Source organism: Nostoc sp. KVJ20 (assembly GCF_001712795.1).
Lineage (GTDB): Bacteria > Cyanobacteriota > Cyanobacteriia > Cyanobacteriales > Nostocaceae > Nostoc.
Genome location: NZ_KV757622.1, coordinates 126,249 through 141,456 on the forward strand (window position 1 = coordinate 126,249; position 15,208 = coordinate 141,456).

The 15,208-nt window shown below is 41.1% G+C and carries 11 protein-coding genes; 6 read left to right on the forward strand and 5 right to left on the reverse strand.

Annotation, left to right across the window (positions count from 1 at the left end; translation table 11 throughout):
- Positions 1 to 154: 154 nt before the first annotated feature.
- The 3 genes from A4S05_RS16720 to A4S05_RS16730 all read right to left on the reverse strand — a co-directional run bounded on the left by A4S05_RS16720 (position 155) and on the right by A4S05_RS16730 (position 4,469).
- Positions 155 to 1,333 carry a TIR domain-containing protein gene (locus tag A4S05_RS16720; protein ID WP_069070925.1) on the reverse strand — a complete coding sequence of 393 codons (1,179 nt, stop codon included), beginning with the start codon at positions 1,331 to 1,333 and terminating at the stop codon, positions 155 to 157.
- Positions 1,334 to 1,866: 533 nt separating this feature from the next.
- Positions 1,867 to 3,324: a protein adenylyltransferase SelO gene (locus A4S05_RS16725; RefSeq protein WP_069070926.1), complete on the reverse strand. Its 1,458-nt coding sequence runs from the start codon at positions 3,322 to 3,324 to the stop codon at positions 1,867 to 1,869.
- 569 nt (positions 3,325 to 3,893) lie between these two features.
- The gene (locus A4S05_RS16730) at positions 3,894 to 4,469 is read right to left on the reverse strand and encodes a GNAT family N-acetyltransferase (protein ID WP_069070927.1); all 576 of its coding nucleotides are present in this window, start codon (positions 4,467 to 4,469) and stop codon (positions 3,894 to 3,896) included.
- A 296-nt stretch (positions 4,470 to 4,765) separates the two neighbouring features.
- Here A4S05_RS16730 and A4S05_RS16735 point away from each other — a divergent pair, with 296 nt between their 5' ends.
- From A4S05_RS16735 to arsC, 6 genes are all read left to right on the forward strand, one after another.
- Positions 4,766 to 5,824 carry a PstS family phosphate ABC transporter substrate-binding protein gene (locus A4S05_RS16735; RefSeq protein WP_069070928.1) on the forward strand — a complete coding sequence of 353 codons (1,059 nt, stop codon included), beginning with the start codon at positions 4,766 to 4,768 and terminating at the stop codon, positions 5,822 to 5,824.
- Between the two features lie 179 nt (positions 5,825 to 6,003).
- Entirely contained in the window at positions 6,004 to 7,020 is a 1,017-nt protein-coding gene (locus tag A4S05_RS16740) for an ArsJ-associated glyceraldehyde-3-phosphate dehydrogenase (RefSeq protein ID WP_069070929.1), read from the forward strand.
- A 75-nt stretch (positions 7,021 to 7,095) separates the two neighbouring features.
- Positions 7,096 to 8,358 carry an organoarsenical effux MFS transporter ArsJ gene (gene arsJ / locus A4S05_RS16745; RefSeq protein WP_069070930.1) on the forward strand — a complete coding sequence of 421 codons (1,263 nt, stop codon included), beginning with the start codon at positions 7,096 to 7,098 and terminating at the stop codon, positions 8,356 to 8,358.
- Positions 8,359 to 8,473: 115 nt separating this feature from the next.
- Entirely contained in the window at positions 8,474 to 9,610 is a 1,137-nt protein-coding gene (gene arsB, locus A4S05_RS16750) for an ACR3 family arsenite efflux transporter (RefSeq protein ID WP_069070931.1), read from the forward strand.
- Between the two features lie 44 nt (positions 9,611 to 9,654).
- On the forward strand, positions 9,655 to 10,110 hold the full coding sequence (locus A4S05_RS16755) for an ArsI/CadI family heavy metal resistance metalloenzyme (protein ID WP_069070932.1): 456 nt from the start codon (positions 9,655 to 9,657) through the stop codon (positions 10,108 to 10,110).
- Between the two features lie 215 nt (positions 10,111 to 10,325).
- Positions 10,326 to 10,721 (forward strand): arsenate reductase, glutathione/glutaredoxin type, encoded by a 396-nt coding sequence (arsC, locus tag A4S05_RS16760; RefSeq protein ID WP_084227134.1) that lies wholly within the window; start codon positions 10,326 to 10,328, stop codon positions 10,719 to 10,721.
- Here the strand turns inward: arsC and A4S05_RS16765 are convergent.
- Positions 10,718 to 14,479, reverse strand: coding sequence for a PAS domain S-box protein (locus tag A4S05_RS16765; protein WP_069070933.1), 3,762 nt, complete (start codon positions 14,477 to 14,479; stop codon positions 10,718 to 10,720). The genes arsC and A4S05_RS16765 overlap by 4 nt on opposite strands.
- A 1-nt stretch (position 14,480) precedes the next feature.
- A complete protein-coding gene (locus tag A4S05_RS16770) occupies positions 14,481 to 14,735 on the reverse strand; it encodes a helix-turn-helix domain-containing protein (protein WP_069070934.1) in 255 nt (84 codons plus the stop codon).
- Positions 14,736 to 15,208: the final 473 nt, after the last annotated feature.

Here is a 15,208-nt window from a genome sequence, read left to right on the forward strand (position 1 = left end):
ATAAGTAATAAGTAATAAGTAATGAGTAAATACCTATTTCTCATCTACTCATTACTCATTTAAAGGAGTTCACCGTTAAAAAAATTTATTCTGAATTCTGACTCCTGAATTCTGACTCCTGAATTCTGACTCCTGAATTCTGACTCCTGACCCTTTAGAGATTTAGCATAGTTTTTGCAAAAATAATTTCGTTAACAATATCCATCACATCATTTACTACATCTGCTGCTGTTGATGGGTTGTTGATATATTGATTCAGCGACTTGAATTTTTCCGGTGAGATATTTCCCATTAATTTGCTATCCCAATTTGCCAGCATTTCGTCAAACACTTTTTTGGCATCGCCATTAGTGCATACAATAGGAATCACCGGAATTTTTTCTTGTTTAGCATACAGATAAGTCTCATAAGTTCCGCCAACACCCCCCACAATAATAACCAAATCTGAATGTCGCAAACAAGTGAGCCATTCATTAACACCTGACTCTGTATATTCGACTTTTCCACCCTTAAATACAGGTTGTTTTCCTTGTGGAACAAAGTGGGTTAATTTATCGGTTAAGCGGATATTTTTTTCTGCTATTTTTTCAGCAAACTTATCAGCTACAACATAATCTACTCCCTCCCATCCACCTGTGATCAGGTTGTAGTTATATTCTGCTATTTTTTCACCAAGCTTTTGAGTACACCAATTAACTTCATTAGGAATATTAAAGTTTCCTGTTCCTGCAACTAAAATGCTTTTTTTACTTCTAAGTTGAACAGCATCATTTCTAATAGCATCATTAAGCTGATTGATAAATTCATTAAAGTTATTAGTTGGATTTATGCTTAATTTATCCGATATAAAAAACATAAATTCATCAATTTTTTCTGAAATCTCTATAATTTTCGCTGCAATATTATGCATTGCTGAATATTCATGAGATAATAGTTCTGAATTAATGATTTTTTCTATTTTTTCTCTCTGTTGCTTCCAGTATGTTATGTACTCTATCTTGCCTTCTTTGGTATAGATATCGGCATCTTGTAGAACAACTGGAAAAACTTTTTGTTCATAATCCTTGTGTTTCATAATTTCAACAGCTTCAAACATACAGTATTCCGATCGCAAATATTTCTCGCTGACTACAAGAATTACATAGTTACCACGCCCAATTTCCTGCATGAATTGCTGTATACTCTTACCTAGTGTTAAATAGTTGCGATCGCGAATTAAGTTGTAACGTTCAGAAACAAGTGCAGCACAAATTTTATCAACCAATTCTTCGCGTTGTCTGCCTAATTCACTCTGGTTATCTTTCCATGCATACGATATGTATATCTGATTCATTTTTTTAGATTTTATTAGATGCTATATAAGTTTGAAAAAGATTGGCAAAATAGAATTTGCTACTATACAAACCAACTTTAATTACGTTGATTTGAAAATAACCAGCGCAGACAAAAAGAATTCTGAAGTCAGGCTTTAAAACATCAGAACTTTCGATTTAGTCTGTGTAGACGTGATTTATAATCGCAAAAGCTGAATAAAATTTTACTTTTAGATTTGACAGAAAACCTACGTATTTTCTCGCAATTAAATCGGGATTTTTATATTTATAAAATTCAGTTTATAGTTCAATACAGTTCAGATAAGACCAAAACACTTGTAGAGACGGCGATTTATCGCGTCTCTTGCCTTAACCGAAACGTATTGGGCGATTTATCGCGTCTCAAAAACCCACAATTTTGTATAAATAGCGCTTAACTGATGTAGAGACGTTGCATTGCAACGTCTCTTCTGAGATTATTGATCGTGTCAATTACAGAAAATTTAATCTTAATAACTCTGTAGAAATTAAGAATAAAATAGCTATGAATTGACTACTTTTTAGATTTTATTTGCTGCAATAAATCATAAAAAGGCTGCCAATTATCTTCCTGAGTAATTGCTTCCCAAGTAGCTTCGATCACAGGTCTTAATAATACCGTTTTGGGATTATGAACAGTTAGAGTTTGGGCAATTACATCGATGCGATCGCAGTCCAGATCATTCAAAATTTTATGGTATAGTATGCACCAATCATCAAAAATTCCTGACGCACCCGGTACTGGTACAATATCTGAACTATTCATCACAAAACCTGGCTCATCTCGCCATTTAGATGAAAAAGTGTGAGCCATGTCATAAAAAAACTGGTGATAACCAACTTGGCTCTCTTTCAAAAATTCAATCGTTAGATTCAAGAGTTCTTGAGCTTGTGCATTTGGCAATTCCACAAAACCCAACTTTTTCAACATCAAAGAACTGTATTCAGCTTGATAATACTCATCAAATCTAGCTAATACAGCTTCCATTTCGCCTTGAGCAATAATCGCCTTTAAAGGTTCCTGAAGCATTTGTAAATTCAACTTACAAATACTTGGTTGATTACCGTAACAATAGCGTCCATAATAGTCAAAATATGCAGCTATAAAGGATGGGTTGTAAGTCGGGATAAACGCGTAAGGGCCATAATCAAAACTCTCTCCAGTAATGGACATATTATCAGTATTGAGAACTGCATGACAAAAACCAGCCGCCATCCATTGAGCTACTAGTTCTGCAACGCGTTTAACTAATTCGGCGTAAAACAGGGCATATTTATCTTCTTCAGCACTTAAGTGTAGATAATACTGCTCAATTACGTGGTCTAACAGCTTCTTAGTTAAATCTGGGCGCTGGAAATAGTGTAGTCGCTCAAAAGTGCCAAACCGAATATGAGAACTACTCATCCTAACCATCACAGATGAACGAGTCGGTGAAGGTTCATCGCTCCGCCAAAGGGGTAAACCTGTTTCAATCATGGTCAGACAACGCGAGGTACGTACACCTAAGTGGTGCAGTGCTTCCGCAGCCAGAACTTCCCGCACCCCACCTTTGAGCGTGAGCAAACCATCGCCACCACGAGAGTAGGGCGTTCTTCCAGAACCTTTCGTGCCAAAATCGTATAATTCGCCATCATTGGCGCGTACTTGCCCGTAGAGAAAGCCCCTACCATCGCCCAACTGTCCGTTATATTCACCAAATTGATAGCCGTGGTAACGCAATGCCAATAAGGGTTTGCGCCCCTGAAATCGGCCAAAAGCTGTGATGAAATCTTCGTCTTTGACTACTTGGGGGTCTAGACCGAAACGGGGTAATAGTTCATCGTTACGCCAACGCAGGATGTGTTGGGGAAATTCTGCTGCTGCAACCTCATCATAGTAGTCATCGCCTAGAGATTCTAAGGCGCTTTCGTAGTTGAGGGTGAGAAAAGGATTGCTAGAATTATTGTAGTTTGGAGTTTCAGCCAGAGTCATTACGAGCAAAGCTTAATTCATTCTTCCCTTAATACTACCTCTGGCTTCAGCATCAGCATAGATGCAAAAAGCGACCCATATCTAAAATATGGTAGCGCTACCATCAAAATCTAGAGTACATAATGATATTGTGATCTACAATCAGAGCCTATTTATAAATTAAATATTAAGTAGGTATGTTACGGCTATGTAAGAGGATGTTTGAAAAGTCATGATTGATGTATAAAATTTTTTACCCCACCCTAGCCCTCCCCTTATAAAGGGGAGCCACTGCGTTGGGCGGCTTCGCCGACTTGAAGCATGTGGCGTGAGGGAACTGGATTTTATTGTTTCCACACTTTATAAGGGGGGACTAAGGGGGGTAATAATTCGATTAAAATCACAACATACTACTTTTCAAACAATCTCTAAGAATTTGAGGATTTTAGAAACCCTAATTTAGCCGTAACGTAACATATTTCTAGGTGCGTTATGCGCTGCTTGAACGCATCTAGAAATTTAAGGTTTACTTTATAAATGGTCTTTTACTTTTGAATTTATAACCCTAATAATTAAATTACGAATTCTTTTTAAAATTTAGGTGCTTGCCAATTAGGATTGATGAGACTTGTCAGAATATGATCTTCCCATTGCCCATTAATTAATAGATAGTCTCTAGCATATCCTTCAATGACAAAACCAAGTCTTTTAAGTACATTGCCACTACGCCGATTGTGAGGCATGTAATTAGCCATGACCCGATGAAAATTTAACTCTTGAAAGAGATATAGAGTTGCAGATTTCAGCCCTTCTGTCATATATCCTTTACCTTGTTTTCTTTCAGCAAGGCTATATCCCACATAACAAAAATGAGCGGCTCCTCGGACAAAATTACTAAAATTGACCGTTCCAATAACTACAGTGGGATTTTTTTTGGTGAAAACAAATAGTTTTAACGATTGCCCATTGAGAAATTCCAGAAAACTATTCTCTATCTGATACTGCCAATATTCTTCAGTGAAAAACCCATCAGCCCAAAGAGGGTAAAATGGAGTGAGATAAGTTTTGTTATCAATGAAGTATTTGAGGATTTGGGGTATATCTTCATGGATCGCTGCTCTTAATAATAGGCGATCGCTTGTAATTATTGGCAGTTCTGATATCATAAATCACTCAATCGACGGGATCTCTTCCAAGAACATTCTCTAAATTTTATAAATTTTCTCATAACCTGCGGTTTAATAGCAGCCAAGGCGAAGAAAATTCGCGGGTACACAGGCAAAGTCCGCCTCCGAGGACTAAGGAAAATGATTCTTTTGACTGTTTTTTCTGCCTGTTTTCCATAACCGTGATAAATGCATCAACTTTTTTTGATGAATTTTTATGTATCATGCTATGCTTGATATTGACACATCAAGTTTTTTTGAAATGATATAAACATACTTTCAAAATTACCAGGTCAATGAACGCAATAGCAAAGAATTTGGCTCTCGTATTTGGAGTGTTGGCTTTTGCGACTAGTTGCACAGCCACATCTAATTTATCTACTCCAACTCAGCAATCGCCAAAGGTTGCAGAAGTCAGTGATGCGACAAAGGTGAGGGCAATCAAGATTGATGGTTCTAGCACAGTGTATCCAATCACCGAAGCGATCGCTAACCAGTTTCAACAAAATAAGCAGCAGTACAAAGGACAAGTTCTCCTCAGCTTTTCTGGTACTAGTGCGGGATTTAAGAAATTCTGTAACAAAGAGACAGACATCAGCAACGCCTCGCGCCCCATTTTGAAAGCAGAGATAGAAGCTTGTAACAAAAATGGTGTTAAGTTTATCGAGCTTCCCGTTGCCTTTGATGCGCTGACTGTTGCGGTGAATTCCGAAAATACCTGGGCAAAAGATATTACCGTAGCCGAATTGAAAAAGCTTTGGGAACCAAATGCCCAAGGAAAAATCACTCGCTGGAACCAAGTGCGATCGTCTTGGCCTGATCAACCAATTAACCTGTATGGTGCTGGTGGTCAGTCTGGTACTTTTGATTACTTTACAGAAGCTATTGTTGGTAAAACCAGAGCCAGCCGCACTGATTACATCTCCAGTGAAGATGATCTCGCCCTAGTGCGCGGAGTCGGCACAGATCCTAATGCCTTGGGTTATTTCGGGCTTGCTTATTACGAAGACAACAAAACTCGGTTAAAGCCTCTGGCAATTGATAGCGGCAAAGGAGCAGTGTTGCCATCACCTGAAACTGTCGAAAAAGCTGAATATCAGCCATTAGCTCGACCTTTGTTGATTTATGTTAATGCTCAATCTCTGCAAAATCAGCCAGAACTCAAAGAATTTGTAGATTATTACCTCAAGTACGCACCGATAACAACCAGTTCGGTTGGGTATGTGCCTTTACCTAGTGAAGCCTATGAATTGGCAGAAAAAAACTTTCAAGCTGGTAAAGAAGGAACAGTATTTGCAGGTAAGGAGCAGATCAACTTCCAAATTAGTGATTTGTTGAAGACACCACAAAAGTAGTAATTTTACTCAAAAAAACTGACTTTTTCAAAAGTAATAGTGGTCTATCGAAAAAGTTCTGAGAAGTTTGTAGTAAGCACTTTAGTGCTTAAAGAATTAAGGACTGAAGTCCTTACTACAAACGCACTATGGAATCAGTTTACTGCTACCCATTAATTTAAATAAACTTAGGAAAACTGATGAAAGTACGTGTTGGCATTAACGGATTTGGCAGAATTGGACGGCTAGCTTTGCGGGCTGCCTGGGGTTGGTCAGAACTTGAGTTTGTTCATATCAATGAGATTAAAGGTGGGGCAGTAACAGCCGCTCATTTGCTCAAATTTGATTCTGTCCACGGGCGTTGGGCATCAGAAGTAGAAGCACAGGGCGATCGCATCCTCATTGATGGCACACCCTTAAGCTTTAGCGAACATTCCCAACCAGGTGAAGTCCCTTGGGAAGAGTTGGGTGTTGATATTGTGCTGGAATGCTCCGGTAAGTTTAGGACTCCCGCCACCTTAGACCCATATTTTAAGCGGGGAGTACAGAAGGTAATTGTGGCTGCTCCGGTGAAGGAAGAAGCCTTGAATATTGTCATGGGAGTTAATGATCAACTTTATGAGCCGGAAAAGCATCATCTGCTAACTGCGGCTTCTTGTACAACTAACTGTTTGGCTCCAGTCGTGAAAGTGATCCATGAAGGCTTGGGGATTAAGCATGGAATTATTACCACAATCCATGACAACACCAATACTCAGACCATCGTGGATGCCCCTCATAAGGATTTACGCCGCGCACGGGCTACTAGTCTATCGTTGATTCCTACCACTACTGGATCGGCAACTGCGATCGGGTTGATTTATCCCGAACTCAACGGCAAACTCAATGGTTTGGCAGTACGAGTACCCTTGCTCAACGCTTCTTTAACAGACTGCGTGTTTGAAGTTGTGCGACCCACAACCGTAGAAGAAATTAATAGCTTATTAAAAGCAGCTTCAGAACAAGCACCGCTCAAAGGAATTCTGGGATATGAAGAACGTCCTTTAGTCTCTATCGATTATAAAGACGATCCTCGGTCTTCCATCATTGATGCCCTCTCCACAATGGTGGTAAACGAGACGCAAGTGAAAATACTCGCTTGGTATGACAACGAATGGGGCTATGCCAACCGGATGGTTGAACTCGCCCGTAAAGTAGCTCTGAGTCTGAAAAAGTAATGGGCATGGGGCATTTTCTCCCTCTGCTCCCCCTGCCTCCCCTGCTCCCCCTGCCCCTCATCTCCCCACTCCCTCATGGCTTCTACTACAGCTCATAGCGCCAATTTCAAGAACTATATCCTAGTCACCCTCGCCTACTGGGGTTTCACCCTCACCGATGGTGCGTTGCGAATGCTGGTGTTGCTATATTTTAACCAAATTGGCTATACCCCGATACAAATTGCCTTTCTGTTTTTGTTCTACGAAGTCTTTGGAGTTGTCACAAACTTCTTAGGCGGTTGGATTGGTTCTCAGTTCGGATTGAAGGTAACACTTTATAGCGGCATCGGATTACAGATTTTTTCTCTAGTCATGCTGTCCTTCCTCAATCCAAATTGGGCACAGTGGATTGCAGTCGGTTATGTGATGGTGGCACAGGCATTTTCTGGGATTGCCAAAGACTTGACTAAGATGAGTTCTAAAAGTGCCATTCGATTGGTAGTACCCCAGGATGCCCAATCATCTTTGTTTAAATGGGTGGCGGTGCTGACGGGTTCTAAGAATGCTCTCAAAGGAGTTGGCTTTTTTATCGGTAGCGCTCTTTTGGCTGCGGTTGGCTTCATCAATTCCCTGTGGATTATGGCAGGGGGACTTTCCCTGATTATGTTTTCTGGGCTGATGCTGCCTAAAGGAATGGGCAAAATCAAGAAGAAAATCAAGTTTAGCCAGCTGTTTTCTAAGAGCGAAGAGATTAATATTCTCTCGGCGGCACGATTCTTTCTCTTTGGTTCTAGGGATGTATGGTTTGTTGTGGGATTGCCAGTATTCTTACGTGGAACCTTGGGCTGGTCGTTCTATCAGGTTGGTGGATTCTTGGCTTGTTGGGTAATTGGTTATGGCGTTATTCAGTTCCTAGCACCAACACTGATTCAGCGATTTGGTTCTGGGCGTCCACCGCAATCAAAGACCATCCAGTTTTGGACATTTACTTTAACAGTAGTTCCAGCTGCGATCGCTCTTGCTCTCCAAATAGGTATACCTGCAAATATTGCGATCGTTGGTGGACTCCTGGTTTTTGGCGTCGTGTTTGCCTTAAACTCAGCAGTTCATTCTTATTTAGTGTTGGCATTTACTGATGATGACAAGGTAGCGCTAAACGTTGGTTTTTATTATATGGCAAACTCTGGCGGTCGATTAGCAGGAACGGTTTTGTCAGGTTTGGTATATCAGTTTTTCGGTTTAGTGGGCTGTCTGTGGACATCCATGTTCTTTGTACTAGCAGCAGCATTAATTACTCTGAAGCTACCTGATCCTCAACCTAGTAAAGCGATCGCTTGGAAAGCGGGAGATGGGGATTAGGGAATGGGGAATGGGGAATGGGGCATTGGGCATTGGTTATTTTCTTTATCTTCCTCATTACCTCTCATCTTCCTCATCCCCCTCATCTCTCCAACAATATTTCAGGCTTATATCTATGAATACGAATTCGCAGCCGAATACAGCACAAGCAGGGAGTAATTTGAGTTTTTTTGAAAGATACCTCACTGTTTGGGTGTTTCTGTGCATCTTGGCGGGAATTGGACTAGGGAGATTATTTCCAGGGGTAGCGGTGACGCTGGATGCGTTGAGTATCTATCAAGTGTCAATTCCCATTGCAGTTTGTCTGTTTTTTATGATGTATCCCATCATGGTGAAAATTGACTTCACCCAAGCTGCAAATGCTATCCGTGCCCCAAAACCTGTAATTCTCACTTTGGTGGTGAACTGGTTGATTAAACCATTCACGATGGTGGTATTTTCTCAGTTTTTCTTAGGTTGGTTATTTCGTCCTTTAATTACAGGCACAGAATTAATTCGTGGTAACGAAGTTGCGATCGCTAATTCTTACATTGCAGGTACGATTTTGCTGGGAATTGCTCCTTGTACTGCGATGGTGCTGCTGTGGGGTTATCTTTCCTACGGCAATCAGGGACACACCTTGGTAATGGTGGCGGTTAATTCTCTAACGATGTTGTTTTTGTATGCACCTTTAGGTAGGTGGTTACTGGCGGCAAATGATTTGACAGTGCCGTGGCAAACGATTGTGTTGTCGGTGCTGATTTATGTCGGATTGCCATTAGTGGCAGGAATGTACAGCCGTTATTGGATTTTTCAAAACAAAGGGAAAGAATGGTTTGAACGAAGATTTTTAAAGTATCTCAGTCCAATTGCCATTACTGCCTTGCTGATGACTTTGGTTTTGCTGTTTGCTTTTAAAGGTGAATTGATTGTTAGCAATCCCTTGCACATCTTATTAATTGCCGTGCCACTATTCATCCAAACTAATTTTATTTTCTTGATTAGTTATGTGGCAGCATTGAAGCTGAATATATCTTATGAGGATGCCGCACCCGCAGCATTAATTGGAGCTAGTAATCATTTTGAAGTGGCGATCGCAACTTCTGTAATGCTGTTTGGCTTAAATTCCGGTGCTGCACTTGCTACGGTGGTAGGTGTTTTAATCGAAGTGCCAGTAATGTTGATGCTGGTTGAAGTTTGTAAGCGAACGGCATTTTGGTTCCGAAGGGAGCCAGAAAAGGCAACGTTACGAGATCCACGGTTTAATTGCTAATTCGTAATTCGTAATCTTTCAAAAATTTTACAAGGAGCAAAATTATGGCAATTCTGAAAACTCATGTAGCTTTGAATGTTACTGACGTTGAAAAGTCTGTAGCATTTTATCGGGCAATGTTTGGTGTGGAACCTGTGAAGTATAAAGATGACTATGCCAAATTTGATATTTCCAACCCCGCGCTAAACCTGACACTGAATTTAGCCCCTAGCGTCAAAGCTGGTGGTGCATTGTCTCATCTGGGTATACAAGTTGAAAGTACAGAAGAAGTGCGATCGGCTATACAAAGGTTTACGGAGTCAGGATTAGCATTATTTACCGAGGATAATACTGATTGTTGTTACGCTTTGCAAGACAAAGTTTGGGTAACAGATCCAGACGGGAACCGCTGGGAAGTTTTTGTGGTGAAGGTGGGAGATACAGCACCAGAAAAGAATTTAGTGACTACAGCTAATTCGACAGGGGTAGTCAAGGCTGTTAATAAGCCATGTTGTGCTTAGACTAAATCTAATTGCAAAGTATCGCCAGAGGTGGCTTTTACCTCTGACGATTTCCGTAGTAGTCTATCAAATTTAAAGTTATGGGTAAGCAAGTTTGTAGTAAGGATTTTAGTCCTTATTCTCCAACGCTGCACTATCCGCCAGTTATGCAGAATTCATGTCTGTTTTCTGACTCCTGACTCCTGAATTCTGTTTGATAAAAAAGAGGAGGAATTATGAAAAAAGTAATGTTTGTTGGTACGCATAATTTCCGCCGTTCCCAAATGGCGAAGGGATTTGCAAGAACGTTAGGAGAAAATAAAATTGCTGTTACAAGTTCTGGTTTAGCACCAAATGAGATAGATCCAATCACTGTTAAAGTGATGTCAGAAATTGGTATTGATATTAGCAATCAAACTTCTAAACCTTTAAGTGATTTCAACGCCGATGATTATAATGCTGTGATTTCATTATGTGGTTGTGGTGTTAACTTACCCCAAGAGTGGGTGTTAAGAGATGTGTTTAAAGATTGGCAACTTGATGATCCAGCAGGGCACTCAATTGAATATTTTCGTCGGGTTCGAGATGAAGTTAAGGAACGAGTTGTAAACTTAATTATGTCTCTCAATTAACAATTACTACAACTATAAATTAGGTTAGCGATCGCTCGGAGTAACTTAGCTGGCTCCACAGGCTTGGTGATATGCTGCCCAAATCCGGCGGCAATTGCTTGTTGATAATCAACCTCAGCGGCATAAGCAGTGAGAGCGATCGCTGGAATTTTCCCGCCAAGTTCTGGTGACATAGCTCTAATTTGACGCATTAGCATATATCCATCTACTTCCGGCATTCCAATATCGCTTAACAGCAGATTTGGCCGGAACTGAGGCATAATTCTTAATGCTTCCATCGCAGATGCAGTCTGGATTACTACTGCACCAGACTGCTCCAAAATGAAAGCAATTAATTCTCGCGTATCACGCTCATCATCCACAAGCAGAACTTTCAACCCATTTAGATCGGGTGAATCATCCAGTTGAGAGACAATCTGCTGGTTATCTGGATGAATCTTGAGTAGCGGTAGCATGACTGTAAAGGTTGCTCCCTGTTCTTCACCCAAACTTTCTGCCTTAACTGTGCCGCCATGTAGCTCGACGATGTGACGAACAATAGCTAATCCTAATCCCAGTCCGCCGAATTTTCTGGTAGTTGCGCCATCAGCTTGTCGGAAGTAATCAAAGACATAAGGTAAAAAGTCAGGGCTAATTCCCTTACCTGTATCACTGACTCGCAGTTGAACCTGAGAACCAACAGACTCTAAACTGATTTCTACCTCTCCACCTTGGGGAGTAAACTTAATAGCATTGGAAAGTAAATTCCAGATAACTTGCTGCAAGCGATTGGAATCACCTGTTACGACAAATTTGGAGTCGCCACTCTGGTGCGCTTCCAGCGCAACTTGAATTTGAGATTTGAGATTGTCAGGTTGCTTGATAAAATCGATAGATTCTAAATTTCTTTGAGAATTTTCTAATCCAAAATCGTTCGACTGAGCGTAGCCGAAGTCTAAAATCGTAAATCGCAAATTGATAGATTTGGCTTCAGCGGCTAGACGTACAGTTTCTATGGCTGAAGCGATCGCAGTTGCCAAATTTACAGGAGCAATATTCAGACTAAGTTTACCTTGCAGAATCCGAGAGACATCCAGCAAATCTTCAATTAATTGGGTTTGCAACTTGGCATTGCGCTCAATGGTTTCGAGAGCGCGAGTCGTGGTTGCTTCATCATACTTTTTGGTTTGCAGTAACTTCGACCATCCCAGGATCGGGTTTAGCGGCGTGCGAAGTTCGTGGGAAAGAACCGCCAAAAATTCATCTTTGATCCGATTAGCTTGGATCAATTCCTCTTTCCTTCGCTGTAACGAAGCCATTAACTGAGCGCGTTCCAGAGCAACCGCCACCTGATCAGAAGTTGCTTGTAATAGAGTAATTTCCCCAGAAGTAAAGTGAGTACGGGTGCGACTGGCAAAGGAGAGGACACCAAGCAGCTTTCCTTGAGCAATTAACGGTTGACCTGCATAAGCTGTGATTTCCAAAGCACGGAGAATGTGGGCATGTGGATCGGTAGAGTGCAGCACATCGTTGATGACAATTTGACGGCGTTCTTGTGCTACCACTCCGCACATGCCATGATTAAATTCCAGATATTCAATTGCTTGAAATACTTCATCAGTAATGCCGTTCCAAGCTACTAACCGAAGTTTTTGCTTATTTTCGTGTGTATCGATTAGATAGTGGAAATAAAAGTGCAAATCCATCTGCGCCGAGAGTTTGCTAAACAAGCTGTTCATTAAATCCAAGGGGCGCTCAGTTGAAAGCAAATCACTAGTTGTTTCCGAGAGCAATTTGAGTCTTTCACTGCGCTCTTGTAAAGCTTGTTCTGCAAGCTGACGTTCCCGAAGGGCGCGTTCGCGTTCGGTGATGTCAATTGCAACGCCTCCTACTAGACGTTGCCCAGATGCATTGGCAATGGGAAACTTATAGACTAAAAATTCGCCGAGAGTGCCATCTGTGCGTGGGGCAGACTCAATCGTTTGAACAACCTGATTCGTCTCGGCAACCATTCTAATGTTATCGAGGAGAGGTTGAGCGATTTGGGCTGGGTATAGCTCACAAATATTTTTATGAATCGCCTTATTTACTGCTAAGTCAAATGTCCTCAAATAAGTTGGACTGAGGTAAACTACACGCCCGTCTACATTCGTAATCCATGCTGCGGCTGGAATATTGTCCATAAAAGCTTGGAATTGCTCTTGACTCTGACTCAGGGCTTTTTTAGCTTGTTTGAGATCACTAATATCCAGAATAAATGCGACTGATTTCTGTCGAGATTCTCCTAAAAGAGAGTAACCAACTACAACTGGGACAATAGAACCATCCTTGCGAATACATTCTTTCTCATAAGGAGTACAGGTTCCCTTGGCTGTTGCCTCGGTAATAGCCAGTTCATCTAAATATTGGTACTCAGATGGGGTGATATTAGTCCACCGTAATCTACCTGCTTGGATATCCTCCTGGGTATAGCCGACAATTCGCAAAAACTCGTCATTGGCTTCAGTGATATTACCATTCACATCACTAAAAAGAATACCAACTACATTCGCTTTCACAAAACTCCTAAGCCGCTCCTCACTTGCTTGGACTGCCTTCTCTGCTTGCTTGCGTTCGCTGATATCTGTAGTGCTGCCAACTAAGCGTAGTGGGTTGCCATCAGCATCTCGCTGCACTATTATCCCCTGATCTAACACATAGATATACTGATTATTTTTGTTGCGAATTCGATACTCAGCAGTATAGCGATCGCTATTTGCCAAAGCAACTCCCGCCTCATTTTCTACACGTTGCAAATCCTCTGGATGCACAAGCTTGCGCCACCAATTACCATTTGCTTCAGCTTCAGCAAGAGAATAACCCAAAATTCGGGTTAACCCATCGGTTCTTTCAACGGTATCCTCTTCTATATTCCAGTCATAGATCAGACAGTTTACCGCAGATGCAGCTAACTCAAACCGCTCGTTAGCTAACCTCAGTCGCTCCTCCTTCTCCCGCAAAGTTTGTTCTACTTGTTGGCGTTCACGTAGTGCAGCTTGCTGTTCGCTCAAATCAATAACGAAGCCAATAACAGTTTCTTCAGTGTCTCCCACAAGGACAGAACCGAGCAAAACGGGAACTCTTGTACCATCTTTGCAGATATATTCATTCTCAAAGGGTTTACATACTCCGGTGGTTTTCAGTTCTTGCACTGAACGCTCACTCAAAAGAAGATACTCTGGTGGGGTAATATCGCGCCAGTTCATTTGGTTAGCGGACAAATCTTCTCGCCTATAGCCAACCATTTTCAGAAAAGCATCATTGGCTTCTATGATGGAGCCGTTCTTCACATCAGTGACAATCACTCCAATGATGTTAGATTCTGCCAGTCGGCTAAACCGCATCTCACTATTTTGCAACAACTTTAGGCTTGTCTCTGCCTTGCGTCTAGCAGTTTGCAACTCTGAAGAAAGGGCGGTAATTAAGAAGGATACTAGTGAAAACGTCGTTAATCTTACCAAAACGTTTTGGCTGAAGAAATCAAAGGAGTAGATTGGCTCAATTAAAAAATATAGCGCAGTTGTCACAGAAAGAGCGATCGCTAGCACTCCAAGTCCCATGCCGCCGTACCAAGCGCTGACTGCCACAGCAGCATAAAATAATGGGAATACGCTCGGATCAAAAACTGGCAGCAACAGTTTTGTCAGCAGCAACGCCGCTATAACTGCCACAATCATCACACCATAAGCTATGAACCAAGAACGCATCATCAAAATTTTTTCGGGTACTTTCACCATCATCTTAAGAGTCCTCCCGTTGCTCCGCGTTTGAGAGATACTCTTTCACTAGTGTTTTACCTGGTTCGCCCATTTTCTGTAACATTTCTTCAATTAGCTTTAGTGCCATCTGTGAAGGCACTGTAGATCCGTTCTCCCAGCGATTGATTGTTCGCAGAGAAACTCCCAACTTGGCTGCAAACTTTTCCTGAGAGAGATCGAGCTGCTGCCGCAGTTCACGGATCAAATCTGAAATTTTCAGTGGCTTTCCTAGTTCCATAGTAGGAAGATTAAGACAGGTGTCTCGCCATTTGTCTCCAGCTTGAGGAAGAATTTAAATAATCATTAGTTATTATCGATTTCATCTTTTGACGAAACTCCAATATTCATTTATCAGTGTTCACTGGTTATTCTTTACTGCAAAACCTATCTATAAAATAAATATTAAATTTCTCTGATATGTGACGCCACAATAGTATTATCGGGGACTATTTAATGATTATTAGCCATCACACACCGCCAAAATTTATAGGTGGTGTGTTCCATTTCCATAATTCATAATCAATTTAATTTATATAGCAATCAGATTTGATTTCTGAATCACTCGTAGAGGTAAGGGATTAGGGATTGGGTACTGGGAAGAAGGAATAAAGGTGTACTGAGTTTTGTTCAAAAATCAATATAGGACTCATATTTAATTTCTGAAAAAACTCAGTAGAACTAATAAGCCTTCTTGACTGTTGCCTGTTGCCT

Bases quoted from the DNA above. Each gene is read 5' to 3' on its own strand.
- A4S05_RS16720 (WP_069070925.1), bottom strand. From the start codon at position 1,333: ATGAATCAGATATACATATCGTATGCATGGAAAGATAACCAGAGTGAA.
- A4S05_RS16725 (WP_069070926.1), bottom strand. From the start codon at position 3,324: ATGACTCTGGCTGAAACTCCAAACTACAATAATTCTAGCAATCCTTTT.
- A4S05_RS16730 (WP_069070927.1), bottom strand. From the start codon at position 4,469: ATGATATCAGAACTGCCAATAATTACAAGCGATCGCCTATTATTAAGA.
- A4S05_RS16735 (WP_069070928.1), top strand. From the start codon at position 4,766: ATGAACGCAATAGCAAAGAATTTGGCTCTCGTATTTGGAGTGTTGGCT.
- A4S05_RS16740 (WP_069070929.1), top strand. From the start codon at position 6,004: ATGAAAGTACGTGTTGGCATTAACGGATTTGGCAGAATTGGACGGCTA.
- arsJ (WP_069070930.1), top strand. From the start codon at position 7,096: ATGGCTTCTACTACAGCTCATAGCGCCAATTTCAAGAACTATATCCTA.
- arsB (WP_069070931.1), top strand. From the start codon at position 8,474: ATGAATACGAATTCGCAGCCGAATACAGCACAAGCAGGGAGTAATTTG.
- A4S05_RS16755 (WP_069070932.1), top strand. From the start codon at position 9,655: ATGGCAATTCTGAAAACTCATGTAGCTTTGAATGTTACTGACGTTGAA.
- arsC (WP_084227134.1), top strand. From the start codon at position 10,326: ATGAAAAAAGTAATGTTTGTTGGTACGCATAATTTCCGCCGTTCCCAA.
- A4S05_RS16765 (WP_069070933.1), bottom strand. From the start codon at position 14,479: ATGATGGTGAAAGTACCCGAAAAAATTTTGATGATGCGTTCTTGGTTC.
- A4S05_RS16770 (WP_069070934.1), bottom strand. From the start codon at position 14,735: ATGGAACTAGGAAAGCCACTGAAAATTTCAGATTTGATCCGTGAACTG.